Origin of the sequence: Synechocystis sp. LKSZ1 (assembly GCF_040436315.1) — a bacterium.
Taxonomy (GTDB): Bacteria; Cyanobacteriota; Cyanobacteriia; order Cyanobacteriales; family Microcystaceae; genus Synechocystis.
In genome coordinates this window covers 3378392-3404742 of the sequence record NZ_AP031572.1, presented here as the reverse complement: position 1 = coordinate 3404742, position 26351 = coordinate 3378392, and the positions used below count along the sequence as shown (strand labels likewise).

Sequence of the window (26351 nt, the reverse complement as noted above, 5' to 3'; positions counted from 1 at the left end):
GCCCTACCTGTCTAAAAAAAGGAAAAAACTATGGCCCTGGTGTTGGGAATCGCCCTCTTGTCATTGCTGATTTGGTTGTTTTTACTCTTGTTTTGGGGCCAATTCTGGCGCTGTAACCAAACCCTAGGCGACGATGCACCGCCCCTCAGTGCCTATCCCAGGGTTTGGGCTATCATTCCCGCCCGCAATGAGGCCCCAGTGATTAGCCAAAGCCTTACGTCCCTGCTTAACCAGGACTATCCTGGCCCTTTTCACCTCGTTCTGGTGGACGACCAAAGCGATGATGGCACTGGCACCATGGCCACGCAGACCGCCAGCAGTCTTGGAAAAGCTAAGACCTTGACTGTGCTAACCGGCCAACCCCTCCCCCCAGGCTGGTCTGGGAAACTCTGGGCCCTAGAACAGGGAATTCAATCGGCCCTACAAAGCTCTGACCCGCCCGATTACTTCCTCTTGACCGATGCTGATATTGACCATTCTCCCCATAGCCTGCGGGACTTAGTGCAAAAAGCGGAGACGGAAAAGCTGGCCCTGACCTCCTTGATGGTTCAACTGCGGTGTCAGAGCTTCTGGGAAAAATTACTGATTCCCGCCTTTATTTTCTTTTTCCAAAAACTCTACCCTTTTCCCTGGGTTAATAACCCCCAACGTTCCACCGCCGCCGCTGCTGGGGGCTGTATCTTGATTCGTCGCCAGGCCTTGGAGACTATTGGAGGAATACAAAGCCTACGGGATGCCCTAATTGATGATTGTACCCTCGGCCAAAAGGTGAAGGCCCAGGGCCAACCCATCTGGCTGGGCCTAACGACGGCGACCCATAGCCTGCGCCCCTACGATAGCCTAGCCAGCATCTGGTCAATGGTAGCCCGCACTGCCTATACTCAACTCCACTACAATCCCTTTCTCCTTGGAGGCACCATCCTGGGCATGGGCCTGGTGTATTTAATACCTCCCTTGGCCCTGGGCATGGGCATGGGGACTTCATATCAACTATTGGCGATTCTAGGGGGCCTTACCTGGGGACTAATGGCCCTGGCCTACTTTCCCACCCTACGGCTCTACCACCTTCCCTTTTACTGGGGCCTGACTCTACCCTTCACGGCTCTACTCTATACGTTAATGACCTTGGATTCCGCCCGTCGCCATTGGCAGGGCCAGGGGGGAGCCTGGAAAGGTCGCGTCTATCCCTAGGGGGCCCAGCCGCCGAGGCCCCTCGCTACAATGGGAACAGAAAGGCCCTGGCTCCCCAGTCGTCTATGATTAACCTTGTTTGTGTGAGCGAATACGCAATTTATTTATGAACCTGCCTGTCCCCCGTTTTCTGCGTGCCCTTTATCGCAAAGAGCCGATTTCTAGTTTTATTGTCCTCGTCGGTGCGGTAGATATGGTGATGGGGGGAGTTGGAGAACGCTGGAGCTTATTCTCCCTGGGCCTGGTGGTAACGCTATTGGCTGTGGCCCTGCGTTGGTGGCAGGGGCAAAAAAGCCAAGAGATGGTTATTGAAACTAAACCCCGACGCTATCTCCCCCCAAGCACTAGTCGTCAGCCCCTACCGATGCTGACTCAGGAACGTCGCCGCTCTTAGCAAGGGGCGGGTCGAGGGTCACGCCAAAGATATCGACAAAGGCTGCTAGGAGGCGAACTTGCACCTCCGCTGGACTAATATCCGGCAGGAATTGAGCTAAACTCCCCACCGGACGATGGGCAATGCCACAGGGAACGATCTTTTGGAATCCTGCTAAATCAGGACGGACATTCAGGGCAAAACCATGCCAAGTGATCCAACGGCTGACCTTAATGCCAATGGCTGCTACTTTATGGCCCTCCACCCAGACTCCTGTCAGGCCGGAAATACGTTCTCCAGGCAGGCCATAGGAATGCACCACTTGCAGGATAACGGCCTCAAGTTGTCGTAGGTACCAATGCAAATCCTGGCGATAGGCCCGTAGGTCGAGGATAGGGTAGCCGACCAATTGGCCTGGGCAATGGTAGGTTACTTCCCCTCCCCGCTCCGTTCGGTAGACTTCATACTCCGTAGACTCCGGGTCAAATTTAAGAAATTCCAACTTGGAGCCGGTTCCCAGAGTATAGACCGGTGGGTGTTCCACCAATAAGAAGTGGTCTGGCTGGTTCGGCTCCGTCAACTTCTGGTGGAGGAGGGCCTGTTGATAGGCCCAAGCTTGACGGTAGGGCATTTGGCCCAGAGACTGCCAGCAACAAAGCCGGGGAAAAACCGTAAGATTGACTACCACAAAAGCCTGCCCCCAAAAACGAAGAAATGTAAAGAGATGCAAAGGAAAATAAAAATGCTATCTGGGATGATGTTTTGAGAAATACATAGTGCTAATCTAAAAGTAGTCAGACAACCAAGACAAAGTTGAGGAAACACGCTTCATTGAAGAACATTTGCTGGTTAAAACCATTGCTTGTTCGTGCTTGGGCTTCTGGCCTGTGATATTCCACCCCAACAATAATGCACTACTCTCTTCGGATAGACCGTACTCAGCCATGGAACCACCCCAACCTTGTTAAATCATTATTTCATTGGATGGTGTAGTAGCTAGCTTAGATCAAGCTAGGTGGACAGAAGAGACAATTTTGCATTGCTTGGTGACTTGTATTTACACTTCGTTATATTCGCGTAGGGAGAATTCAGTATGAAACTGTTAATTCAAGGTAATAATATTACCGTTACCGAAGCTATTCATGATTATGTGGAAGAAAAGGTAGAAAAAGCAGTTAAACACTTCCACAATATCACCACTAAAGTAGATGTGCATCTATCGGTTGCTCGTAATGCACGCATTACTAACAAGCATAAAGCGGAGGTAACGGTTTATGCTAATGGTACTGTTATTCGAGCCCAAGAAGGTAGCGAAAATCTGTATGCCAGTATTGACTTAGTTTCCGATAAAATTTCCCGCCAATTGCGCAAATACAAAGAACGGCTCCTGGATAAGCACCAAGAAACGCCCAAAACCAGTGCCATTATCGAGGAAAAACCCGTAGAAGGCGACCTAATCGGCGACCGTCAACCGGAACTCCCCTCGGAAGTCGTGCGGATGAAATATTTTTCGATGCCGCCTATGACCATGGACGAGGCCCTGGAACAACTGCAACTGGTAGACCACGATTTCTATATGTTTCGTAACAAAGAAACCAACGAAATTAATGTCATCTACATCCGCAACCATGGTGGCTTTGGGGTAATCCAGCCTCGTGCTAACGGCGAAGACAAAGCCTAGATGCTCAGGAAAACAAGCAAAAAGGCTCTCCTAGCGACTGCCTAAATCGCTCTCCCCGGCCCCTAGGGATGCTTCCTAACCTGGTGAAAGCGCCCTCAGACCGGGGCTTGTGGGCGGGTCTCCTCCTGGTAAGCACAATCCAGGCAAATCAAATGTTTTCTGTTGGTATGGCAGAGTGGGAGACGAACTATGTTGCAGTGGCAGACTAATGCTATTCTGTTAGGATATTAATCAAAATTATGACTTTAGGGGCAAACCGGCCATGCAAGTTAATAATCTAGGCTTTGTAGCGAGCATTTTATTTGTATTAGTTCCCACCGTGTTTCTGTTAATTCTGTATATTCAGACTGGTAAGCAGAGCCAGAACTAAGCCATTCGCCTAACGTCTAGTTACGAGTGAAGATGGAGCCGCCCTTTATGGCTCCATCTTTTTGAGTACTAAAACTAGTCTAGACAGTACCTTCGCGGCGGGCCAGCAAGACCGGACAACTGGCATTGACCCGAATATAGTCCGAAAGGGAGGTTCCCAAGAGCCGATCCAAGTCAGGTAAGCTTTTGGCAACGGAGGGCCGACGGTCAGGGGAGCCCAGCATTAACAGATCCACATTGTATTCATCGGCCAATTGGCACAGTTGCTCACCGGGTTTACCGCCCGTAACAATGCAACGATAGTTAACCCCCAGGCGTTTGGCCTTGGCAACGGCAGGGGCCAGGACAGGATTATTTTCCATTTCTTGGCGGGAAAGGGGCAGGAGTTCGGGTTTGAGATCAGGATTGACCCTCGCTAAAATTAGCTCTCCTTCGGAGTAGTCACGCAGCAGATGCAGGGCCAGATCCAAGGCATACTCAGCAGCAGCAGATTTGTCTAGGGCCACCATCACCCGTTTGATCCGCTTGATGTAAATATCGTCCTTGACCAGGAGCATGGCGTGGTTGGTCAACTGGAAAACGTATTGGCTAACGGAATTTTCAAGGATGGCCTCCAAGCGTTTTAGGCCGCGGGAGCCCATAATGATCAAATCTGCCCCAATTTCATCGGCAACTTCGCAGACTGCATCCTTGGGATCACCCTGGCGTAACACCGTTGCCACCTTACTCGGCTCGATGGGGACTTTGGTTAAAATATCCGCTAAAATTTTGCCGCCTTCAGCCCATTTTTCGGTAAAGGCCTCGGTGGTAATTTGGGGCGGAACCACGTGGAGGATAGTGATGGCGGCCTTTTGGATTGCGGGTAAATCCATCAGGACTTTTAACATTTCCTGGGTTTGGGAGGTGCCAGCGTCGGCATATAAAATTTTATTGAGCATTGCACTGAGTTCCTTAATGATTTGAACAGAATATTGCTTAAATGGCAAAGCGAAGGTATCTGCGTAGAGGCGGGAAACCGCTTCACCCCTTCAGAATACGGCCAATTTCGGCGAGGAAATTTAACAACTTATTACGGATGCAGCTAGGCTTTGTAAGCTGACCCCAGTCGGAGATTGCGGGGAGATCACCGGAAAGAGATAATGCCAAAGGCGACTTATGGAAAAATTGAAGAGACAGCGTGTGACCTTGACAGAAACCATGACGGAGTTGAATGTACAGTCCCTGATGCAAGCGGTGGAACAGGCCGATTCTGCAGAAAAACTGGTTTCAGCCGTTCGACGTTTGGCCGCTAGCCAGGCCGAGGGCGCGATTCCCCCCCTGATTACCGTGCTTCGTTACAACAACCCTGGGGCGGCCGTGGCGGCCGTTGATGGTCTGATTGCCCAGGGAGAGCGGGTCATTCCCTACCTCCTAGACAATATTGATGGTTATAACTACGGGGCCAGGGCCTGGGCAACGCGAGTGTTTGCCGGGATTGGCGATCCGAGGGCCTTGGCGGTTTTGCTAGAAGCAGCTCAACAGGATTTTGCGCTGAGTGTCCGACGGGCCGCCGCCAAGGGCTTGGGCAATCTCCGCTGGGACAAGGTGGCTCCAGAAGACCTAGCTAATACCCAACAGCAGGTCTTACAGGCCCTGACCCAGGTACTTCAGGATCCAGAATGGGTGGTTCGCTACGCGGCCATTGCGGCTTTGGAACAGTTAGCCCTAAGCCAGTCTGAATTAAGTCCCGTCATTGAAAAAGTGTTGACTCAGCATCGGCCCTTGGAAACTGAGTTGATTGTCCAAAGTCGTCTGGCCCTGGCCCTGCGTCAGCTCAAGGCTTGAGAGCTTTCAGTTGGGGTTTAGCTAAAGGCCGGGGAGTGTCCAGGGGAGATGGGGAAATAGTTCGGGATTGCTTGGCCTGGGCCACCAGGGCCAGATCCGCCGACAATTGATTAAGTTGTTGAGCGTAGCGGATCTGTTTATCCAGGTGCTCGGTGGAAGAAAGCAGATTACTCAGACCTTGAATTAAACGCATGAGTTGCTGACGTACCGCTGGATCTCCCGTAACTTGATCGACATCGGAGGTGATTTTTTCCAGGTTCTGCACGGCGGAGCGGGCCGAGTCGAGCAATTGCTGTAGTAATAGAATGGTTTGCGGGTCATTAAGACGGGTGGAAAACTCATTCAGATTTTTGGTCAAAGTCGTGGCATTAGCCGAGACAATAGTGAGGTCTTTTAAGACTTGGTCAAGGTTATTAATCACTTGACTTTTTTCTGCCTGGGTCAAGAGTTGGCTCAAGGGCGGCTCTAAGCGTTGGAGACTGGCCCGCAGTTGGTCGCTCGCGCCTTGAATACTGGTGAGGGTTGTTCCCAATCGACTCTCATTGACCGCCAGAAAGGATTGGATTTGCTTAGCTGCCTGGCCGAGGTTGGTGACGGTGGTATTCAGCTCCTGAATCGTTCCACCTTGGCGGAGGTCTTGGAGGGTTTGGCTAGCGGTTTGGCTCAGGCCGCTAATGTCATTGGCGGAGCGATTGACGGCCCGCAGGGTGTCGTTGAGGTTGCCTACCGCCCCCTGTTTATTGACCGACCCCAGCAGGGCGGCGGCTTCCTTGCTAAATTGGCTAATGTCGGCTAAAGCCACGGGGGCCTTCTTGGCTAGTTCCTGGGCCGCCTTGGCAAATTCCGGCTGACTCAGGAAGTTTGCAATCCGCATCATCGAGCGAATTAGAGCATTGGTATCAATTGCGTCTTCACCGCGTAAAACGGCCCCATTGCAGAGAATGACCTTGGGGTTGCAATTTTTGTCTAGGGGAAGGTAGCCAATATTCTCCGGCAAGTAAGGCGGATAGGGGACAAGATTAATGTTGGTTTCACCGATCAGTCCCGATTGTTTAGCCTCAATGGAAAGATTGCGGGGAATGACTTGGGTGGCGGGGGTAATACTGACCTTGACCGCAACGCCCTGGGGGCCAGGCCGAATGTCCGTCACTTGGCCGACCCGAACCCCCCGATAATCCACCCGTGTTCCCACCAGCATTCTGGCCGCATCACTAAAAAGAAAGGTAACTTGGTAGGATTGTTGGCCCCAGGATAAATTCTTGAGCCAGGCAATCATCACAAATAAAACGCCCAGGCTAACCAGGAGCAAGAGACCAACACTACTCTGGAGTAAAACTGGCGATAAACGTTGGCGGGACTGGGTCATAACAGCGTCTCAAGGGGGATTATACCTGGAAGTATTGTTTCACTAAATTAACAATTTGTTCGCTGGCCGTTCCGTCGCCAAAGGGATTGATAGCGTTGGCCATCTGGTCGTAGGCCAACGGGTCACGCAGTAGTTGGGCCGTTGCCGGTACGACGGTTTGGGGATCGGTGCCGACGAGACGCGCTGTACCGGCCGTGACGGCCTCAGGCCGTTCCGTGGTTTCCCGCAACACCAAGACAGGTTTACCCAAGCTAGGAGCCTCTTCCTGGAGGCCACCGGAATCGGTGAGCAATAAATAACAGCGCTGGATAGCCCCCACCAACTGGGCATAGTCGAGGGGTTCCGTTAAAAAGACACGGGGATGATTACCCAGGGCCTGCTGGATCGGTTCGCGCACCGTGGGATTGCGGTGCAGGGGTAAGAGCAGGGCCACATCGGGAAACTGTTCTAAAATCTGCCCAAAACTGGTCAAAATATCCTGGAGGGGCGCTCCCCAATTTTCGCGACGATGCACCGTGGCCAAGAGCACGCGGTATTGGCTCCAGTCCAGGCCAGGAATCGGACAGGCCGGCATCTGGGCCGCTACGGCCAGCAGGGCATCAATGACGGTATTTCCCGTTAGATGAATGGCCCCGGTGACACTAGAACGCTTTAAATTTTCCACCGCTAGGGGCGTCGGGGCAAAGTGGAGTTGGGCCAATTGGGAAATCAGGCGGCGGTTGGCCTCTTCGGGAAAGGGATTGTAGAGGTTATCCGTCCGCAGGCCCGCTTCAACGTGGGCCACGGGAATTTGCTGATAAAAGGCCCCCAGGGCCGCCGCAAAGGCCGTGGTGGTATCGCCCTGGACGATAACCAGTTGCGGTTTTTCCTGCTCCAACCAAGTTTCTAGGCCCTGTAAACTGCGTTGGGTGATGGCCGTCAGGGTCTGGCGGGGTTGCATAATTTTGAGGTCGGCATCGGCTTCTAGCTGAAACAGGGCCATCACCTGTTCCACCATTTCGCGATGTTGGCCAGTGAGGACGACTTGGGTCTTGAAGGCCGGGTGCCGTTTAAAGGCCTGAATGACGGGGGCCAGTTTAATGGCCTCGGGGCGTGTCCCCAAAATAATACTGACAGTAATGGGAAGAGCGGGGCTAGACATTAGACAACGGCGGTCATGCTCAAAGAATCAGCCTTTATTGTATGGGACGTCCTGCCGGATCACCGAGGGAATTTTTACCCGCTTCGATGAGGCCTTGGAGGAAGGAACAAACTGCGGTAGTCTGCTATCTGAAAAGCAACGATGCTAGATGCCACTGTCTGCCCCGTGGTGCTGAGGTTTTAATGACACGTCAAATTGAGCCCCTCTCAACGCTGTCCCCAGCGTCTCTTCCCCCCGAAGCATCCCAGCCTAAAATTTTTTCTCAAATTCCTCGTCCTTGGCAATCCCTGCTTTGGGGCCTGGCCCTCAGCACAACGGCGGTGACGACAACCCTAGCCGGAATCGGTGCCGCCTGGTTTATTCCCTGGGTTCCCCAGACTGGGTCATCGGCCCCCAGCGCAACAACTGTTGGCCAAGCTGGCCCCCTGCCCTATCAATTGACCCGGCCCGTGAATATCCTCGTGATGGGGATTGACCGGGTAGAAGATGCACCGCCCCAGAGTCCCGAAGCCTTCGCCGGACGCAGTGATACTATCCTCCTACTCCGTTTCGACCCCCAGCAATCCTCCCTCAAGGTGCTCTCCATTCCTCGGGATACACGGGTCTCCATCCCTCGCGTGGGGTATAGCAAAATTAATAACGCCAATATCTACGGCGGGGCCGAGTTAGCCGCCCAGGTGATCAGCCAAAACCTGCAGGAGGTGCCCATCGACCGCTATGTGCGCGTTACCACTAACGCCTTTCGAGAATTGGTAGATTTGGTGGGCGGCGTAGAAGTCTATGTGCCGACTCCTATGGTCTATCAGGATGTAACTCAAAAATTAACGATTAACCTCGAGGCCGGTGAACAAGTTCTCAATGGCGATCAAGCTGAGCAGTTTGCCCGCTTTCGCAAGGATGGCAAGGGTGATATTGGCCGGGTTCAACGCCAGGAAGTTCTGCTTAAGGCCCTACAGCAACGGTTTACTAGTCCACTAGTGATTCCCCGTATTCCTCAGGCCATCCAAGTCTTACAACAATCCGTCGATACCAACCTCACGCCAGAAGAAGTGCTAGCCCTAGTCAACTTTGCCTATCAACTCAAACGAGAACAGGTACAGATGGTGATGCTACCGGGCCGCTTTAGCCAACCCACGGAGTTTGATGGCCTCAGCTATTGGTTGTTTTCCGAATCTGGCCGCGACCGCGTGATGGAACAATACTTTGGTCTTAGTTCCCAGACTGCTACTTCTCCAACGCAGGCTTCTCCCCAGCGTTTAAGTATTGCCATCCAGAATGCCACCGATGATCCAGCCCTGGCCGAGGCCCTGCAAACCCATCTGCGCCAACAACATTTCCGCAATGTTTATATCAGCACTGATGCCCCGCAACTACTGGCAGAAACCGAAATCATTGCCCAACAGGGGGATCTACAAAGCGCTAAATTAATTCAACAATACCTCGGCGGCGGCAAAGTAGAAGCGTCCTCCACGGGGATTCTGGGTTCAGATATTACCCTCCGCTTAGGTCTGGATGCCCCCCGTCTCTTGGCCCAGCCAGCGACTGTCCAGCCTTAAGAAATATTGCTGATGCGGCCAGGGCCACCCTACGTTAAGATAGGAGCGCCTAAGTACTAAGAAGATCCTATCATGCAAGCAATTCCCATTAATATTGGCATTAATGAAGCTGACCGTCAGGCCATCGCCGCTGGCCTCTCCAAACTGCTCGCTGATACCTATACCCTCTACCTCAAAACCCATAACTTCCACTGGAACGTCACTGGGCCAATGTTCCAGACCCTCCATCTGATGTTTGAGGGCCAGTACAATGAGTTGGCCCTGGCCGTTGATGCCATTGCTGAGCGGATTCGTTCCCTTGGGGTCGTGGCCCCCGGCACCTATAAGGCCTTTAGCGAACTCTCCTCCATCAAGGAAGAAGAAAGCATTCCCAGCGCTAAGGAGATGATTCGCATTCTGGTGGAGGGGCAAGAGGCAGTTGTCCGTACTGCTCGTTCTATCTTTCCCTTGGTGGAAAAGGCCCAGGATGAACCCACGGCTGACCTGTTGACCCAACGGATGCAAGTCCACGAAAAAACGGCCTGGATGCTCCGGAGTCTACTCTCGGAATAACCAAGCATGAGTCCCCCCCAGGGAAGAACTTCAGGCTTGCTTTCTTGGGGGGGATTAAGTTGGGGAGGAGAACGAAAAGTCTGGTTGCCTGAGCATTTTTTTGCTATCTATCATTATTTTTTTAACATTCTAACTTTTAACATTGCTTGATTTTTTAATATCACTTGTTAAATCAGATATAAAAAAACAAAAAAATATGAATTTTCTAGACGAAACGCATAACAATATCAAATATTGGATTGCCAGCAACCATTTTCCTTTAAAGTTATTTTTTATTAGCCGAATAGGATTGTTTATTCTTGTTTACTTGTCTTTAGTAATGATCCCCATTGCTGACTTACCTGGATTATGGAGAAGTCATCCAGATAATCTACTTTTAGATGGTTGGTCACGCTGGGATTCTGGCTACTATCGGGATATTGGCACTCAAGGCTATAATAATACTACTACTCAGGTAGGACAAGATACAGCTATGTTTCCTCTGTATCCTCTGTTAATTTATTTATTTAATTTTTTTATTAATGATGTTCATGTTGCGGGACTTTTGGTTACTAATATTTCATTTTTATTGGCATTAATAGCTCTATTTCATCTTCTGTCCAAAAAATATGGGAGTAAGATTGCTCAGCAATCTTTGGTTTTGATTTGTGTTAATCCTTTTTCTTTCTACTTTAGTGCCGTATATACAGAATCAATATTTTTACTGACTACAGCTTGTGCCTTCTATTTTTGTGAACAAAAACAATATTTTCTTGGAGCTTTTTGGGCTGCTTTAGCAGGTGCTACAAAATTTGTTGGCTCTATACTCTTGATACCGCTAATTGTTTTATACCTTGAACAGATTGATTATGATTGGCGCAAAATAAAGCCTAGCTTTTTAGCTCTTTTCATTAGCACTTTAGGAACAATTTTCTATATGACTTTTTTGGCGACAAGATTTGGGAATCCCCTGCAGTTCATAGACAGCCAAAAACAATGGTCAGGACAAATAAACTCGCTACCACAAATAGTTGGTATATTTCAATCATTATCACCTGACTTGATTTTGTCGGGTAATTATGGGGAACAAAGCGCAACTCCAATTCATATGTATAGTCTCTGGGGGATGAACTTAATTCATTTGTTTTGTTTGTTTTGGGCATTTTTTTTGATCGCTTTTTCTATCAAAAAAATAGGAATCCCTTATATTGTTTTTTCGATATTGACGGTCCTAATATCTGTGTCTAGATTTCAGGGAATGGGGCGCTACTTGCTTGTTGCTTTTCCCCTGTTTGTTGCCACAGCATTCTTACTAAAAAATAAATCTATTTACTACTCTTATCTTTATTTTAATATCCTTTTGCTATCATTATTCTCTATTATGTTTTCTCATTGGTATTGGGTTGCCTAGCTGTGGCAGTCAAGCAATAACCAAGTTTTATTGTCTACTTTGTATGTCACTCACTTGATGTTCCTCCTCTCCGTCAAGAAAGTTTTAATGGTAAATCTGCATCTAAAACAACGCGGCTTGAAGACCATCACGGCCAGAGGATACAATTTTTGACGATGTCTCCTACGGCAAGCGCCCACACACAACTTTGAGTACGCCAGAATCTCCTCAACTTCCACCGACCATGGCCCTGGCTCGACAGCCAGAATTAAAGGCTACCTCGGAAAAATGGTTTGAATTTTTAGTCCGCGTCCAACCCCACCATACAGACTACGCTGGTATCGTTTGGCATGGGAACTATCTGACCTGGATGGAAACGGCCCGCGTGGAATGTCTCCGTACCCTGGGGGTTGATTTCGCAGAATTGGTGAAACTCGGCTGTGATTTACCCGTGGTGGATCTGGCCCTGCGTTACCATCGCCCGGTACGTCTGGGACAGACAGCGATTGTGAAGACCATGATGCAGGAAATTCAAGGGGTACGCTTAGATTGGGACTATCGCATTGAATGTCTGGAAACGGAGGAACTTTGTTTATCGGGAAAAGTGACCCTAGTGGCCGTTGATCCCGAAAAAGGCAAGATTCTCCGTCGTCTTCCCCCAGTGGTACAGGATATTTTAGCTAAGTTGGCCCTGTAGATAAAAGCTGTAATTTTGCTATGCTTGAGAAGTTAATTAACCAATAATCCTAGCCATGGCAGAACGACTCAAGCGCTGGGAATCCCCCCGCCGTCAGGGCCGCAATGATAAAGGTCGCGGGGGCCAGGCCCGGCAACGACAACTCAAGAAAAGACAGCAACACCTCCGTCAAAAACTCAAAGACCAAAATCAAACCAAACCCCAGGAAGGAAGAGAGCCATCGCCTCTTCCTTTTCTATTAATAGAGTCTCCCAGGCTAGCTTGTTCGTAGACTACACTGTAGTATCCATCCGGATCATCGACCCAGGGTGCTCCTTGCCCTGACCCTTATAGTTCTAGTATTCTAGGCCCCGAGCGTACCGTACTATGTCCTTTGTTGGTTTACACATTCACAGTGACTATAGCCTCCTCGATGGGGCCTCCCAGCTACCGGCTCTGGTGGATCGGGCGGTTGAACTGGGGATGCCCGCCATTGCTCTGACTGACCACGGCGTGATGTACGGGGCCATTGAGCTAATCAAAGTCTGCCGTAATAAAGGGATAAAGCCAATTATTGGCAACGAAATGTATGTGATCAACGGTGATATTGAGGTCAACAAGCGTCACCGTCGTTTCCATCAGGTGGTTTTAGCCAAAAATACCCAGGGTTACAAAAATCTGGTCAAACTTACCACCATTTCCAATCTTCGGGGAATTCAAGGCAAAGGCATTTTCGCTCGGCCCTGCATTAACAAAGAACTCTTGACCCAATACCACGAGGGTCTGATCGTCACCAGTGCCTGTCTTGGAGGAGAAGTGCCCCAGGCGATTCTGGCCGGTGATTTGGCCCGGGCCCGAGAAGTAGCTAAATGGTATAAAGATTTATTTGGTGAGGATTACTACCTAGAGATCCAAGACCATGGCTCCGTGGAAGACCGCCTCGTGAACGTGAGTTTGGTCAAAATTGCCCAGGAGCTGGACATTAAAATTATTGCTACCAATGATTCCCACTTCATTTCCTGTAACGATGTCGAGGCCCACGATGCCCTCCTTTGTATCCAGACGGGAAAATTAATTACGGAAGAAAAACGCCTCCGCTACAGTGGCACGGAATATCTTAAATCTGCTGAGGAAATGCGGCGCCTGTTTCGAGATCATTTAACAGAGGAGGTTATTGAAGCGGCTATCAGCAACACGTTAGAAGTAGCTGATAAGGTCAAGGAGTATAAAATCCTGGGGGAACCCCGCATTCCCAACTATCCTGTTCCCCCTGGCCAGACCCCCGATACCTACGTGGAAGAAATTGCTTGGGCCGGTTTATTAGAGCGATTGAAGTGCCGTTCCCGCGAAGAGGTCAGCCAGGTTTATAAAGACCGCTTGGAGTATGAATTAAAAATGCTCCAAACAATGGGATTTTGTACCTATTTTCTAGTGGTTTGGGACTACATTAAATACGCCCGAGATCATGGTATTCCCGTGGGGCCAGGCCGGGGCTCTGCCGCCGGTTCCTTGGTGGCCTATTGCATGCGCATTACCAATATTGATCCAGTTCACCATGGTCTATTGTTTGAGCGCTTTCTTAATCCAGAACGGAAGTCAATGCCTGACGTTGATACAGATTTTTGCATTGACCGCCGGGATGAAATGATCCAGTACGTGACGGAAAAGTATGGCGAGGCCAACGTGGCTCAAATTATTACCTTTAATCGCATGACCTCCAAGGCAGTTCTGAAGGATGTGGCCCGAGTCTTGGATATTGCCTACGCCGAATCGGACAAAATGGCAAAGTTGATTCCGGTGTCGCGGGGGAAACCAACCAAGTTAAAGATCATGATCTCCGATCAAACCCCAGAACCGGCCTTTAAGGCCCGCTACGATAATGAACTTTGGGTTAAACATTGGATCGATATGGCGATACGCATTGAAGGCACCAACAAAACCTTTGGTGTCCATGCGGCGGGAGTGGTCATTTCCTCGGAACCCTTGGATGAAATTGTTCCCCTTCAACGTAACAATGATGGAGCAGTGATTACCCAGTACTACATGGAAGATTTGGAGGCCCTGGGCCTCTTAAAAATGGACTTTCTGGGTCTGAAAAACCTCACAACGTTACAACGAGCCACGGAATTAGTCCGACAAAATCGGGGCGTTGAGTTGGATCTAGACCAACTACCCTTAGAGGAACGCAAGGCCCGGCAGATTGCCCTAAAACGCAACAGCAAAAAGCTGCCGGAGGATATCCAGAAAACCCAAAAACTGTTAGAAAATGGTGATCTAGAAGGGATTTTTCAATTGGAATCCCAGGGGATGAAGCAAATTGTTAAAGACCTCAAACCGTCGGGGATTGAAGATATTTCTTCGATTCTGGCCCTGTACCGTCCAGGGCCTTTGGATGCGGGTCTGATTCCGATTTTCATTAATCGTAAACATGGCCGTGAAGCCATTTCCTATCAGCATCCCTTGCTAGAAAGTATTTTGAATGAAACTTATGGGGTACTGGTTTATCAAGAGCAAATCATGAAAATGGCCCAGGACTTGGCGGGCTATTCCCTGGGGGAAGCAGATCTTCTCCGCCGGGCCATGGGTAAGAAAAAGGCCTCGGAAATGCAGAAACACCGGGAAATTTTCATCGATGGTTCGACCCGCAATGGCGTACCGGCTCGGGTGGCGGAAAATCTCTTTGACCAGATGGTTAAGTTTGCCGAATATTGCCTAGCCTACGAGACTCCCGTCTTAACTGTCGAGTATGGCCCTTTGCCCATCGGTAAAATTGTGGAGCAAGACATCCAGTGTCACGTCTATAGCGTTAATTCCCAAGGCCTGGTTTATACTCAGCCCATTCTCCAATGGCATCAGCGGGGTCTCCAGGAAGTATTTGAGTATGAATTAACCGATGGCACCTATCTGCGGGCTACCCCGGAGCATCGCTTTATGACTCAGGATGGCTCTATGAGGACGATTGATGAAATTTTTGAGCAAGGCCTTGATCTCTACTATCTCCCTACCCCGACTAAGATGCCTCTGGGGGTTGGTGCTGGGACTGCTGGTTAGTCAACCCGTCCAGGCAGAACCCACTATTACCACGACTTTTCAGTTCTACGACATCTATCCACAACAGATCAAAGACATTGGCCCGGAACTAGACCGCCATACCCCGATCCGGGTTCAGGGCCGAAAATTTCGCGGCTACACCAAATGGTATGTTCGTTGGCAATTCAACTGGCAAGAACAACCGGGCCGTTGTTACATTACCCGTGTACAAACTTTTCTGACCGTTAACTACACCCTGCCCCGCATTCCGGCCCAACACCGTCTATCCCCTGCTACCCGCGCCGTGTTTGACCGCTACTATCAGGCCCTCTTTCGCCACGAGCAGAATCATAAAAATTCAGGCCTATACGCCGCTCGGGAAATTGAAACAGCAATTACTGGCTTACCGGCGTTTAATACCTGTCCGGCCCTAGAAACCGCCGCTAATCAACTGGGTTATCGCCTGATCGAGCGCTATGCCCAGCGAGACCGGGACTACGACCGGGAGACAGACCACGGTCGCCTGGAGGGAGTTGTCTTGCCCTAGGTCTGGAATTGGGAAAAGCTTGATATGCTGGGAAACGTATTTTTCTAAGGTTTTAAGCACCATGGCAAAAGCAATCTGGAACGGGGCCACCCTCGCAGACAGTGAGGCCTGCGAAATTGTGGAAGGCAACTACTACTTTCCTCCCGATAGTGTGAACTGGGACTATTTTCAAGCCAGCGATACCCACACCATCTGTTCCTGGAAGGGCCAGGCCAGCTACTATACCCTCGTGGTAGAGGGCCAGCAAAATAAGGATGCCGCCTGGTACTATCCCGAACCTAAGGAGCGAGCCAAGCAAATCCAGAATTATGTTGCCTTTTGGCGGGGTGTCACCGTCGAGAAATAGGGACTAGTTTGTTTTGATCAAGACTAAAAAGTTACTCCAGTGGGATTTTGTAATTAATGGCAAGCTGATTTGTAATCAGTTGGTCTGTCTGTGTCAATGAATATTAACGACCTCCTCCAACCCTACCAACGTTTTGGGGTCAATCTTGGCCTGGAACGCATCCGGCAGTTATTGGCAGATCTAGGGAATCCGCAGGATCAAGTACCTATCATCCATGTGGGTGGCACCAATGGCAAAGGCTCCGTCTGTGCCTTTTTGTCCTCGATCTTGACCCAAGCCGGCTATCGGGTCGGTCGCTATACCTCTCCTCACCTCGTTGATTGGACGGAGCGGATTTGCCTCAACGAACAACCCATTAGCCCCGAAGCTCTATCCTCCGTTCTGCAAAGGGTCACGGCCAAGGCCCCGGCTTCCCAGGTGAATAGCCCAACCCTTTTTGAAATTATGACGGCGGCGGCTTGGCTCTATTTTGCCCAGGCGAAAGTGGATATAGCCGTGATGGAAGTGGGCCTGGGCGGCCGCTTGGATGCCACGAATGTCTGTGATGCGCCCCTGGCCAGTGTGATTACGTCCTTGAGTCGGGAACATTGGCAAGTACTCGGGCCAACCTTAGCTGATATTGCCGGAGAAAAGGCGGGTATCTTAAAGCCCGATTGTCCGGCCATTCTGGGACAATTTCCCCCCGAGGCTCAAGCGGTGATTCAGGCCCAGATCGCTCAGGTGGCTTGTGCGGCTTATTGGGTACAGCCGGCTGAAATTTTTTCAACCCCCTCCGGCCCCTGGGCCCGTTCGGGAGACGTCACCTATCCCCTACCCTTTGCGGGGGATTTTCAACGACTCAATTCGGCCCTGGCGATAACCACCATCCAAGTCTTACAGGCCCAGGGTTGGGCCATCAGTCTAGACGCGATTCAGCGGGGCATGGCCCAGGCCAAATGGCCAGGACGATTACAATGGCTGACTTATCAGGGCCAACAACTATTACTGGACGGAGCCCATAATCCCGCCGCTGCTGTTGCTCTCGGTCAATACGTTCGTCAGTTTAACCGCCCCGTGGCCTGGGTGATAGGAATGCTAGCCACCAAAGACCACGCCGACATTTTTCAGGCCCTGCTACAACCCGGCGACCAACTATTATTAGTGCCCGTCCCCGGCCATAGCAGTGCGGATCCAGACGCTTTGGCCCAATTGGCCTGGGATCTTTGTCCCCAATTAGCTAAGGTTCAAATCTTTGCAGATTGTTGGCAGGCCTTGGACGGTCTAGATTCGGATCCTAATGCTTTCCTTAGAGTACTGTGTGGTTCTCTATACCTAGTGGGTACTTTTTTAGCCGGCCAAAAAAAATCCCCCGAGATACTGGGGGAACATTAAATAGTTCACTGAAAGGATCAACCTTGCTCTAGAACAAGCCAAGAGTCAGAGATTTATCAATGGGGAAAGTGGCCCCAGCACCGAGCCAAATGGCGGCTGCGGTACCGAACAGGAAAACCGCCATGGCAATGGGACGGCGGAAGGGATTTTGAAATTTGTTCACACTTTCAATGAAAGGAACGGACATCAGGCCAAGGGGAATAGCGGCCATGCAAGCAATCCCCAGCAGTTTATTGGGCAGGATGCGTAGAATTTGGAAGGTGGGATACAGGTACCACTCGGGTAAAATTTCTAGGGGAGTGGCAAAGGGATCGGCGGGTTCTCCTACCAGGGCAGGATCCAGAATCGCCAGGCCAGCAACCAAGCCTAAAGCTCCCATAATACAAATAGGGAACATATAGAGAATGTCGTTGGGCCAAGCGGGTTCGCCGTAGTAATTGTGACCCATTCCCTTGGCTAGCTTCGCCCGGAGTTCGGGGTCGCTCAGGTCTGGTTTTTTAATAATGGTCATGATCGGGTTCTCCTAAAGCAATGGAGGCAGTATAAAAAGGCTTTAACAGGGTATCCTGGCCGGGAGTCAGTAAGGGCAAATTAGGCCATAATCATGGCTCTAAACTAACCATCCTCCCATCCTAGGGAATTTACAAGGGGCCGGAAATACCTTGTTTACGAATCATCAAGAAGTGGAGCAGGAGTAGGACTGCAATCACCCAAGGTAGAACGAAGGTATGAAGGCTGTAGAAGCGGGTCAGGGTGGCTTGGCCAACACTCTCACTACCGCGCATTAAGGTGACAAGTTGGTCGCCCACAACCGGAATCGCGGCGGGAACCCCAGATACAATTTTGACAGCCCAGTAGCCGACCTGATCCCAAGGGAGAGAGTATCCCGTAACCCCAAAGGAAACCGTGGTCACCGCCAGCATCACACCGACAACCCAGGTTAATTCCCGAGGCTTTTTGAAACCGCCGGTCAGATAAACACGGAAAACGTGCAGAATCATCATCAGTACCATCATACTGGCAGACCAGCGATGGATAGAACGAATCAACCAGCCAAAGTTGACTTCATTCATAATGTACTGGACAGAGGTGAAGGCTTCCGCTACGGTGGGCTTGTAGTAGAAGGTCATGGCGAAACCAGTGGCAAACTGGATCAAGAAACAGGTGAGAGTAATTCCGCCAAGACAATAAAAGATATTGACGTGGGGAGGAACGTATTTACTGGCGATGTCGTCGGAAATGGCTTGCACTTCCAGGCGATCATTGAACCACTGAAAGACTTTTGATTCGGTGACTTCTTTAGAAAACATTGAAGCTAAACTTCTCTAAGGATTGACGGAGGATTGGGGGTGACTCCCAGGAGTCGGAATTGCCTATAATCAGCGTACTATGGCAGGCCCACCAAGAGACATAGACTGGGCTATTTCTTTTGGTAAGCTTAAAATAACTCATTAAAAAATGTAACACAGCTTCCAGGCAGCGCAAAGGTAAACTCAACAGGAGGTCTTCTGCCATGGTCACAGCGACCCCCCAACTGGCCCTCATTGGAGAAAAGCGCATCGTGTTTTCTGGGTTAAGCTGGTCGGCCTACCAGCAAATCCTCCGGCGCATTTTTTGCCTGAACAACGATGCTTATCAGGAAGTTGACCATAGTCCAACCTTTCCTTGGGTAGAAAAAGGGGATCTCTATCATTTTTTAGCCCAAGCTCGCCTAGATGAGATCGAAGCGGAACGGGCCTGGCGCAGTCGGGTGCGGGAACACCACGCGAGCTTAAACCCGTAATCCCAGGGCCGAAAGTTGGGCCTTGGCCTTCTGTAAGGATTCCCACCACTCCCGCTGGGGGTCACTATCGGCCACGATTCCGGCCCCAACTTGACCAATCACTTGGCCCTGGGTAAACAGAAGCGTCCGAATTAAAATGTTGAGGTCAAGATGTCCCCGTTGGTCGAGGTAGCCACAGGAACCGTAGAAAAGACTACGCCGCACGGGTTCGAGTTCTTCAATAATTTCCATACAACGCACCTTGGGACAGCCCGTAATCGTTCCCCCGGGAAACATCGCCTGGAGTAAATCAATGGCATCTTGATCGGCCCGCAGAGTGCCGCGCACATTACTAACCAAATGCAAAACATGACTGTAGCGCTCCAGGGCCAAAAATTCATCGACTTCCACACTGCCCCACTGGCAAACACGCCCCAGGTCATTGCGTTCGAGATCCACCAGCATGATGTGTTCGGCCCGTTCCTTAAGGTTCTGCCGTAGATCCTGCTGGAATTGTTTTTCTTCGGTTAAGGATTGGCCCCGGGGCCTTGTTCCGGCAATGGGACGGGTTTGGGCCTGTTGGCCCGTTAGTTGTACTAAGCGTTCTGGAGAACAACTCACCACCTCCCCCCAGGGAGTACGCCAATAGCTAGCAAAGGGGGAAGGATTGATGGCTTGCAAGCGGCGATAAATGGGCCAGGCGGGTTGGGCGGTCGGCCCTTGAAAACGCAGGGAAAGATTGGCCTGAAAAATATCTCCCTGCTGGATATACACCTTGGCTTGGTTAACCATAGCCTCGTATTGTGTTTGAGAGATGCCGTAGCTCAGAGAAATTGGTTGGATTTTCTCTGGCCCTGGAGCCTGATCATCCGCCGCTGTTAGTTTGGCTAAGAGCATCTCCCCGGCCTGGGGTTCTGACGTTGCCAACCAGAGTCTTTGGTCTTGGTGATCGAGGATCGCGAAATTCTCTGGCTCGTACCAATAGGCTACGGGAAAAGGCAGTTGGTCTTGTTTGAGATAGGGTAAGGACTCAATTTCCCAGGCCGCGTCGTAACCGAACCATCCCAGCCAGCCTCCCTGGAACGGAAGGTGCTCTGGGACATCCGCTGGAGCATAGGGACGTTGGAGCAACTGGCGGAGGGTTGTAAAAATATGGCCGATAGCAGGTGTTAAGTATGAAGCTTGGCCATGGGGATTCCGAACTTTCCCCGCACAGAGAGAATAACGGGCCAGGTGGGGATAATCCACAGGCGTTGGGTAGGGACTTTCCAGTAGGGTGGCTATTTTAGCTTGACCAAACAGGGCCTGGAATATTTCGGCTCCCGTTCGTTCCTGGAGAGGAATAGACCGCCAATACCATGGAGCCAAAGGCCTTACATCGTTCACCTAGGGAGCTCCTCCCAACCAAAAACGAAGGCCCCAGAAAGGAAATAAGGCCAATAACGCCAGCCAATCCCAGCGGATGAGTCGGAGTTGGTGCCACTGGACGCGGTGTTCATTCGGGCTAGTAAAACCTCGGGTTTCCATGGCGATGGCCATTTGCTCGGCCCGGAGCAGGAGGTTAGCCAGCAACCGTTCAACCACCAATAGCCAAACCTGAAAACTACCTTTGAGGCCCAGACGTTTCCAATTAATGGCCCGGGTCCGAATCGAGCGGGCTAGATTTTGCACCTCCTCCAAAACTAGGGGAATAAACCGTAGGGAGAGGGTTAGGGTCAGGGATATTTCGGTAATCGGCAGGTTAAAGCGACGCAATGGCGCCATCAGTTCCTCTAGAGCTGCTGTAATTTCTTCCGGGGCTGTTGTTAAAAGATAAAGATTAGTACTATAAACCAGCGTAAACACTAATGTGCTGATGCGAATACCTAGTTCTAGGGAACGCCGGGTAATCAGTAGTTTTCCTCGCTCAAAAATAACGTATTGATAGTCGGTAGGAGGAGGTAGTAACGAAGATTCAGGCCATCGAGGCTGATTGAGTACCGAAAACCCATCGGGACTGAGGGCCGTCAAAACAAGGATTAAAAAACAAAAAAAAGATAGCCAGCCCAATTGTTGTTTCCAGACTCGCCAGGGAATACGGGTGGTCAGAGTCAAGACAACCAGAATCGCACTGAGGATAAGCCGCCACAGAGAATTTGCCAGCAGTGGGGCTACTAAAAAGGTCATCAACCAAGCTAATTTTACTCGAGGATCGAGACGATGGAGCCAAGTTAGCGGTTTCTCGAGATAAAGTCCGATAGGCAGTGACCGCAGTAAATCCATGGCGAGTAAGAAAAGACCAGTCAAATTATAGAACTGAAACCGCCACGATGCTATAATAAACCTCTGGAAATGGCGGCATAGCCAAGTGGTAAGGCAGAGGTCTGCAAAACCTTTATCCCCCAGTTCGAATCTGGGTGCCGCCTTTTAATTCGGTACAGTGACAAGTGCAGTTTGAGCTGAACCGTGTAAAGACTGTTGTTGCCGATAAAACCGCGAGCCGTAAGATCGGCTAAGATGCTTGAGCAGAGCTTCTCACTAGAGATTTAGTCCATGAGTACCCACGCGGCCAGGCCCTACATCCTTCTATCTATTGGGGCAGCAGTCTTAACCATGATCTTGAAATTCGGGGCCTATCGACTGACTGGCTCTGTCGGTCTTCTCTCCGATGCCATGGAGTCTGGGGTCAATTTATTGGCGGCCCTTGTCGCTTTTTGGGCTTTATCCTTAGCCGGTAAGCCCCCTGATGCAGAACATCCCTTTGGTCATAGTAAAGCAGAATATTTTTCCAGTGGCCTAGAGAGTGCCCTGATTGTGGTCGCAGCCATTGGAATTATCTGGACGGCGGCGAATCGTTTATTACACCCCCAACCTATTATGGAACTGGAGGGAGGGTTAGTCCTTGCTATTGCAGCCACAGTTATCAATGGTGGAGTGGCCTGGATACTCCTCAAGGCAGGTCGTCGATTCAATTCCATTACACTGAGAGCAGATGCCCATCATCTCTTAACGGATGTGTGGACTTCTTTGGGGGTCGTGGTCGCTGTCTTGTTGATTGCCTTTACCGGGTGGACTAGCCTCGATCCTCTGATTGCTATTGCCGTTGCCTTAAATATTCTTTGGACTGGGGGCAAGTTGATGCAAGAAACCCTATCCGGCCTGCTGGACAAGGCCATTCCCAAGGAACAAATTCAGGAAATTAATACCCTCCTCGAGGACTATCAAAACCAAGGCCTTTATTTCCATTCCCTAAAAACACGCATGGCCGGGACAACATCTTTTATTTCTTTCCATGTACTTGTTCCTGGCCATTGGACAGTTCACCAGGGCCATGATCTTTGTGAAACTATCGAAAACGCTATTATCGAAATTATTCCAGGCTCCCAGATCACAACTCACCTAGAACCGCTAGAAGATCCCCGCTCCTGGGAACACCCTATGGATTACCGTTAAATACCAAGCTCCTAACATTCAACTACACAAGAAACTCCATCTATTCTTTCCTTAATAAGGGGCAGCCGCGGCGGAGTCCCCATCTATAGATAATAGAGAAAAAGACGCTAGCCTGAGGAAATAGTCGTAGGCTTTCAGGGTTAGAGATCTTTAGTCTTGAAAATCCTTGTGAAAAAAATTATCCAAGAGGCTGTGAAACGTTTAGCGGCGAATCCGCCCAGTTCCTCGGCGCATCAAGCCCTACGGAATGCTATTCTAACCCCGCTGGCCCAGGCGCCTGCCGCGACCAAGAAGCGATTGGCATTGCTACTCCAAAAATACCTATAGCGCCGAAGAACTATCTAAAGTAAAAAGCCTAGATGTAAAAACTAGGCTTTTTTGAGAAGATATTAAGTTGTGGAATAAGGAATCTTGGCATAGAGCTATTGTGCCGTGGGGCAACCCCCAGAGTATCGTCGCCGCTGTCACGTTTCACAACCGAGTTCGGGATGGGGTCGGAGTGGTGCCATGACGCTAAATACACCAAGAAAGACGGTTGGGTCTAACAAAGAGAGACCCTCAAGACTGCATAGAAAAGAGAAAGAATGTTGAGGTCAAGCCCTCGGTCTGTTAGTACTCCTCGACTTCGCATGTTACCACACTTCCATCTAGAGCCTATTAACGGGTGGTCTTCCCGTGACCTTACTGGCTTATGCCATGAGAGTACTCATCTTGAGGTGGGCTTCCCACTTAGATGCTTTCAGCGGTTATCCACTCCGCACTTGGCTACCCAGCGTTTACCGTTGGCACGATAACTGGTACACCAGCGGTGCGTCCTTCCCGGTCCTCTCGTACTAAGGAAGGCTCCTCTCAATACTCTTACGCCTACACCGGATATGGACCGAACTGTCTCACGACGTTCTGAACCCAGCTCACGTACCGCTTTAATGGGCGAACAGCCCAACCCTTGGGACGTACTACCGCCCCAGGTTGCGATGAGCCGACATCGAGGTGCCAAACCTCCGCGTCGATGTGAACTCTTGGCGGAGATCAGCCTGTTATCCCTAGAGTAACTTTTATCCGTTGAGCGACGGCCCTTCCACTCAGTGCCGTCGGATCACTAAAGCCGACTTTCGTCCCTGTTTGACTTGTCAGTCTCACAGTCAAGCTCCCTTCTGCTTTTACACTCTACGGCTGATTTCCAACCAGCCTGAAGGAACCTTTGCGCGCCTCCGTTACCTTTTAGGAGGCGACCGCCCCAGTCAAACTGCCCACCTGAAATTGTCCTCTTCCCGGATCACGGGAATGAGTTAGAATTCTAGCCTCACCAGAGTGGTATCTCACCGTTGACTCCATCATCCCCACAAGGATGACTTCTTAGTCTCCCACCTATCCTGCGCAAGCAAAGCCCGAACCCAATTCCAAGCTACAGTAAAGCTTCATAGGGTCTTTCTGTCCAGGTGCAGGGAGTCCGTATCTTCACAGACAATCCTATTTCGCCGAGTCTCTCTCCGAGACAGTGCCCAGATCGTTACGCCTTTCGTGCGGGTCGGAACTTACCCGACAAGGAATTTCGCTACCTTAGGACCGTTATAGTTACGGCCGCCGTTCACCGGGGCTTCGGTCGCTAGCTTCATCCGAAGACTAACCAACTTCCTTAACCTTCCGGCACTGGGCAGGCGTCAGCCCCCATACTGCGTCTTACGACTTTGCGGAGACCTGTGTTTTTGGTAAACAGTCGCCTGGGCCTATTCACTGCGACCTGCTTTCGCAGGCACCCCTTCTCCCGAAGTTACGGGGTCATTTTGCCGAGTTCCTTAGAGAGAGTTATCTCGCGCCCCTCGGTATTCTCTACCTTCCTACCTGTGTCGGTTTCGGGTACAGGTAACTGCAAATTAACGTAGTCCGGGCTTTTCTTGGAAGCTTGACATCATGCACTTCGTCTCCGTAGAGACTCCCCATCACACCTCCGCTCAGAGCGTTTCCACCGCTCCTCATCGCCTCGAATGCTTGGACTAGTAACCATCATCTAGCTGCATTAGCCTTCTCCGTCCCCCGCTACAATTTACAATCAGTACGGTAATATTGAACCGTTGTCCATCGACTACGCCTCTCGGCCTCGCCTTAGGTCCTGACTAACCCTCCGCGGACGAGCCTTCCGGAGGAACCCTTAGGATTTCGGGGTATGTGATTCTCACACATATTTTCGCTACTCAAGCCGACATTCTCACTTCTGTGCTGTCCACACCTGCTTGCCGCTAGTGCTTCACCCTACACAGAACGCTCCCCTACCACTCACATCTGAGTCCACAGCTTCGGTACATCACTTAGCCCCGTTCATTTTCGGCGCAGGAGCGCTTGACCAGTGAGCTATTACGCACTCTTTTAAGGATTGCTGCTTCTAGGCAAACCTCCTGGTTGTCTATGCACTCCCACCTCCTTTCTCACTTAGTGATGATTTGGGGACCTTAGCTGGTGGTCTGGGCTGTTTCCCTCTTGACGATGAAGCTTATCCCCCACCGTCTTACTGGTTGTTTCTTCCTGGGTATTCTTAGTTTGCCTCACTTTGGTACAGCTCTCGCCGCCCGCAGCGAAACAGTGCTTTACCCCCCAGGTTGACTTTACAACCGCTGCGCCTAAACACATTTCGGGGAGAACCAGCTAGCTCCGGGTTCGATTGGCATTTCACCCCTAACCACAGCTCATCCGCTAATTTTTCAACATTAGTCGGTTCGGACCTCCACTTGGTATTACCCAAGCTTCATCCTGGCCATGGTTAGATCACCCGGGTTCGGGTCTACAAATTGTGACTATCGCCCTCTTCAGGCTCGCTTTCACTTTGGCTTCAGTGCATAACACCTTAACCTGCCACAACCTGTAAGTCGCCGGCTCATTCTTCAACAGGCACACGGTCAGCCGTTTAATCAGCCTTCCATTGCTTGTAGGCTAACGGTTTCATGTTCTATTTCACTCCCCTCGCCGGGGTTCTTTTCACCTTTCCCTCGCGGTACTTTTCGCTATCGGTCACACAGTAGTATTTAGCCTTACCAGGTGGTCCTGGCTGATTCAATCGGAATTCCACGAGTTCCAACCTACTCGGGATTCAGCTAGGCTGTTTTGACTTTCGACTACAGGACTTTCACCTCCTTTGGTGCAGTTTTCAGCTGCTTCGTCTAATCTCTACAGTCCACGTTGCTGTCCCACTACCCCAATCTTCGTAAAGATTGGTTTAGGCTTTTCCCCTTTCGCTCGCCGCTACTTAGAGAATCACTTTTTGTTTTCTTTTCCTCTGGCTACTAAGATGTTTCAGTTCACCAGGTTCGCTCTTTCCCGCCTATTTTATTCAGCGGGCAGTATGCTGGGTTTCCCCATTCGGACACCTCCGGATCAGTGCTTGCTTCCAGCTCCCCGAAGCGTTTCGTCGGTTGCTACGTCCTTCATCGCCTCTGTGTGCCAAGGTATCCACCGTTAGCCCTTTGTAGCTTGACCATTTCTTAGGATTGCTATTCTTGCGAATAACTTTCCCTGCTTTCTCTTTTCGATATGCAGTTTTCAAGGTTCTCACTGGATTTTCATCCAGCATTCCCTCTAATTCCTCTCTCGATTCCTTAGATAGGATGCCGAATCTTTTCCACTTTCTAGGCTTTACGCTAGTTAGGTGGGCCATTCTGGACTTGAACCAGAGACCTCACCCTTATCAGGGGTGCGCTCTAACCAGCTGAGCTAATAGCCCTCGCCCTTTCCCAGCACCTAGCTATAGTTTGAAAGAATTTTTACCTTTTCTGT

Annotated in this window: 24 protein-coding genes, 2 tRNA genes and 2 rRNA genes; 17 read left to right on the top strand and 11 right to left on the bottom strand. The window is 50.5% G+C overall.

Annotated elements, in window-relative coordinates; genetic code table 11:
* The first annotated feature begins 30 nt into the window (after positions 1-30).
* Both ABXS88_RS15405 and ABXS88_RS15400 read left to right on the top strand, forming a co-directional pair.
* Positions 31-1191, top strand: a complete 1161-nt coding sequence (locus tag ABXS88_RS15405; RefSeq protein WP_353672927.1) for a glycosyltransferase — start codon at positions 31-33, stop codon at positions 1189-1191.
* A gap of 106 nt (positions 1192-1297) precedes the next feature.
* A complete protein-coding gene (locus ABXS88_RS15400) occupies positions 1298-1585 on the top strand; it encodes a hypothetical protein (protein ID WP_353672926.1) in 288 nt (95 codons plus the stop codon).
* Here the strand turns inward: ABXS88_RS15400 and lipB are convergent.
* Positions 1536-2252 carry a lipoyl(octanoyl) transferase LipB gene (gene lipB, locus ABXS88_RS15395; protein WP_353672925.1) on the bottom strand — a complete coding sequence of 239 codons (717 nt, stop codon included), beginning with the start codon at positions 2250-2252 and terminating at the stop codon, positions 1536-1538. The two genes, ABXS88_RS15400 and lipB, sit on opposite strands and share 50 nt — an antisense overlap.
* Before the next feature lie 405 nt (positions 2253-2657).
* On the opposite strand from lipB, the gene raiA reads away from it, so the two are divergent.
* Complete coding sequence (gene raiA / locus ABXS88_RS15390; RefSeq protein ID WP_353672924.1) at positions 2658-3245, top strand: ribosome-associated translation inhibitor RaiA; 588 nt, start codon at positions 2658-2660, stop codon at positions 3243-3245.
* A 262-nt stretch (positions 3246-3507) separates the two neighbouring features.
* Positions 3508-3615: a photosystem II reaction center protein PsbM gene (gene psbM, locus ABXS88_RS15385; protein ID WP_353672923.1), complete on the top strand. Its 108-nt coding sequence runs from the start codon at positions 3508-3510 to the stop codon at positions 3613-3615.
* 79 nt (positions 3616-3694) lie between these two features.
* Here the strand turns inward: psbM and ABXS88_RS15380 are convergent, their stop codons facing one another.
* The gene (locus ABXS88_RS15380; protein WP_353672922.1) at positions 3695-4552 is read right to left on the bottom strand and encodes a universal stress protein; all 858 of its coding nucleotides are present in this window, start codon (positions 4550-4552) and stop codon (positions 3695-3697) included.
* A gap of 259 nt (positions 4553-4811) precedes the next feature.
* Here ABXS88_RS15380 and ABXS88_RS15375 point away from each other — a divergent pair, with 259 nt between their 5' ends.
* A complete protein-coding gene (locus ABXS88_RS15375) occupies positions 4812-5438 on the top strand; it encodes a HEAT repeat domain-containing protein (RefSeq protein WP_353672921.1) in 627 nt (208 codons plus the stop codon).
* Here the strand turns inward: ABXS88_RS15375 and ABXS88_RS15370 are convergent.
* Both ABXS88_RS15370 and wecB read right to left on the bottom strand, forming a co-directional pair.
* Entirely contained in the window at positions 5428-6804 is a 1377-nt protein-coding gene (locus ABXS88_RS15370; RefSeq protein ID WP_353672920.1) for an MlaD family protein, read from the bottom strand. The two genes, ABXS88_RS15375 and ABXS88_RS15370, sit on opposite strands and share 11 nt — an antisense overlap.
* Positions 6805-6823: 19 nt before the next feature.
* Complete coding sequence (gene wecB / locus ABXS88_RS15365) at positions 6824-7945, bottom strand: UDP-N-acetylglucosamine 2-epimerase (non-hydrolyzing) (protein ID WP_353672919.1); 1122 nt, start codon at positions 7943-7945, stop codon at positions 6824-6826.
* Positions 7946-8127: 182 nt separating this feature from the next.
* Between wecB and ABXS88_RS15360 the strand changes: the two genes are divergently transcribed.
* The 9 genes from ABXS88_RS15360 to ABXS88_RS15320 all read left to right on the top strand — a co-directional run bounded on the left by ABXS88_RS15360 (position 8128) and on the right by ABXS88_RS15320 (position 17392).
* Complete coding sequence (locus ABXS88_RS15360) at positions 8128-9501, top strand: LCP family protein (protein WP_353672918.1); 1374 nt, start codon at positions 8128-8130, stop codon at positions 9499-9501.
* A 72-nt stretch (positions 9502-9573) separates the two neighbouring features.
* Positions 9574-10053 (top strand): Dps family protein, encoded by a 480-nt coding sequence (locus ABXS88_RS15355; RefSeq protein ID WP_353672917.1) that lies wholly within the window; start codon positions 9574-9576, stop codon positions 10051-10053.
* Positions 10054-10195: 142 nt separating this feature from the next.
* A complete protein-coding gene (locus ABXS88_RS15350; protein WP_353672916.1) occupies positions 10196-11443 on the top strand; it encodes a mannosyltransferase family protein in 1248 nt (415 codons plus the stop codon).
* A gap of 223 nt (positions 11444-11666) precedes the next feature.
* Positions 11667-12119 (top strand): thioesterase family protein, encoded by a 453-nt coding sequence (locus tag ABXS88_RS15345; RefSeq protein ID WP_353674833.1) that lies wholly within the window; start codon positions 11667-11669, stop codon positions 12117-12119.
* A gap of 55 nt (positions 12120-12174) precedes the next feature.
* Positions 12175-12390 (top strand): hypothetical protein, encoded by a 216-nt coding sequence (locus ABXS88_RS15340; protein ID WP_353672915.1) that lies wholly within the window; start codon positions 12175-12177, stop codon positions 12388-12390.
* A 95-nt stretch (positions 12391-12485) separates the two neighbouring features.
* Entirely contained in the window at positions 12486-15149 is a 2664-nt protein-coding gene (locus ABXS88_RS15335) for a DNA polymerase III subunit alpha (protein WP_353672914.1), read from the top strand.
* Positions 15130-15675 carry a DUF922 domain-containing Zn-dependent protease gene (locus tag ABXS88_RS15330; RefSeq protein WP_353672913.1) on the top strand — a complete coding sequence of 182 codons (546 nt, stop codon included), beginning with the start codon at positions 15130-15132 and terminating at the stop codon, positions 15673-15675. Before ABXS88_RS15335 ends, ABXS88_RS15330 begins: the two co-directional genes overlap by 20 nt.
* A 61-nt stretch (positions 15676-15736) precedes the next feature.
* Entirely contained in the window at positions 15737-16021 is a 285-nt protein-coding gene (locus ABXS88_RS15325; protein ID WP_353672912.1) for a DUF427 domain-containing protein, read from the top strand.
* A 96-nt stretch (positions 16022-16117) separates the two neighbouring features.
* Complete coding sequence (locus ABXS88_RS15320) at positions 16118-17392, top strand: folylpolyglutamate synthase/dihydrofolate synthase family protein (protein ID WP_353672911.1); 1275 nt, start codon at positions 16118-16120, stop codon at positions 17390-17392.
* Between the two features lie 28 nt (positions 17393-17420).
* Here ABXS88_RS15320 and petD read toward each other — a convergent pair whose 3' ends face one another.
* Together petD and petB are read right to left on the bottom strand one after the other, a co-directional pair.
* A complete protein-coding gene (gene petD / locus ABXS88_RS15315; RefSeq protein ID WP_353672910.1) occupies positions 17421-17903 on the bottom strand; it encodes a cytochrome b6-f complex subunit IV in 483 nt (160 codons plus the stop codon).
* A 130-nt stretch (positions 17904-18033) separates the two neighbouring features.
* Positions 18034-18702 carry a cytochrome b6 gene (petB, locus tag ABXS88_RS15310; RefSeq protein WP_353672909.1) on the bottom strand — a complete coding sequence of 223 codons (669 nt, stop codon included), beginning with the start codon at positions 18700-18702 and terminating at the stop codon, positions 18034-18036.
* Between the two features lie 203 nt (positions 18703-18905).
* On the opposite strand from petB, the gene ABXS88_RS15305 reads away from it, so the two are divergent.
* Positions 18906-19175, top strand: a complete 270-nt coding sequence (locus tag ABXS88_RS15305; RefSeq protein WP_353672908.1) for a hypothetical protein — start codon at positions 18906-18908, stop codon at positions 19173-19175.
* On the opposite strand, the gene ABXS88_RS15300 is transcribed toward ABXS88_RS15305, so the two are convergent.
* Together ABXS88_RS15300 and ABXS88_RS15295 are read right to left on the bottom strand one after the other, a co-directional pair.
* A complete protein-coding gene (locus ABXS88_RS15300; protein WP_353672907.1) occupies positions 19164-20540 on the bottom strand; it encodes an anthranilate synthase component I in 1377 nt (458 codons plus the stop codon). The two genes, ABXS88_RS15305 and ABXS88_RS15300, sit on opposite strands and share 12 nt — an antisense overlap.
* Entirely contained in the window at positions 20541-21416 is an 876-nt protein-coding gene (locus ABXS88_RS15295; RefSeq protein ID WP_353672906.1) for a CbiQ family ECF transporter T component, read from the bottom strand.
* 71 nt (positions 21417-21487) lie between these two features.
* On the opposite strand from ABXS88_RS15295, the gene ABXS88_RS15290 reads away from it, so the two are divergent.
* Together ABXS88_RS15290 and ABXS88_RS15285 are read left to right on the top strand one after the other, a co-directional pair.
* Positions 21488-21559, top strand: a tRNA-Cys gene (locus ABXS88_RS15290).
* Between the two features lie 127 nt (positions 21560-21686).
* Positions 21687-22586 carry a cation diffusion facilitator family transporter gene (locus ABXS88_RS15285; RefSeq protein WP_353672905.1) on the top strand — a complete coding sequence of 300 codons (900 nt, stop codon included), beginning with the start codon at positions 21687-21689 and terminating at the stop codon, positions 22584-22586.
* A gap of 409 nt (positions 22587-22995) precedes the next feature.
* Here the strand turns inward: ABXS88_RS15285 and rrf are convergent.
* From rrf to ABXS88_RS15270, 3 genes are all read right to left on the bottom strand, one after another.
* A 5S ribosomal RNA gene (gene rrf, locus ABXS88_RS15280) occupies positions 22996-23113 on the bottom strand.
* A 62-nt stretch (positions 23114-23175) separates the two neighbouring features.
* Positions 23176-26054, bottom strand: a 23S ribosomal RNA gene (locus ABXS88_RS15275).
* Between the two features lie 170 nt (positions 26055-26224).
* Positions 26225-26298: transfer RNA gene (locus ABXS88_RS15270), tRNA-Ile, on the bottom strand.
* Positions 26299-26351 lie beyond the last annotated feature (53 nt).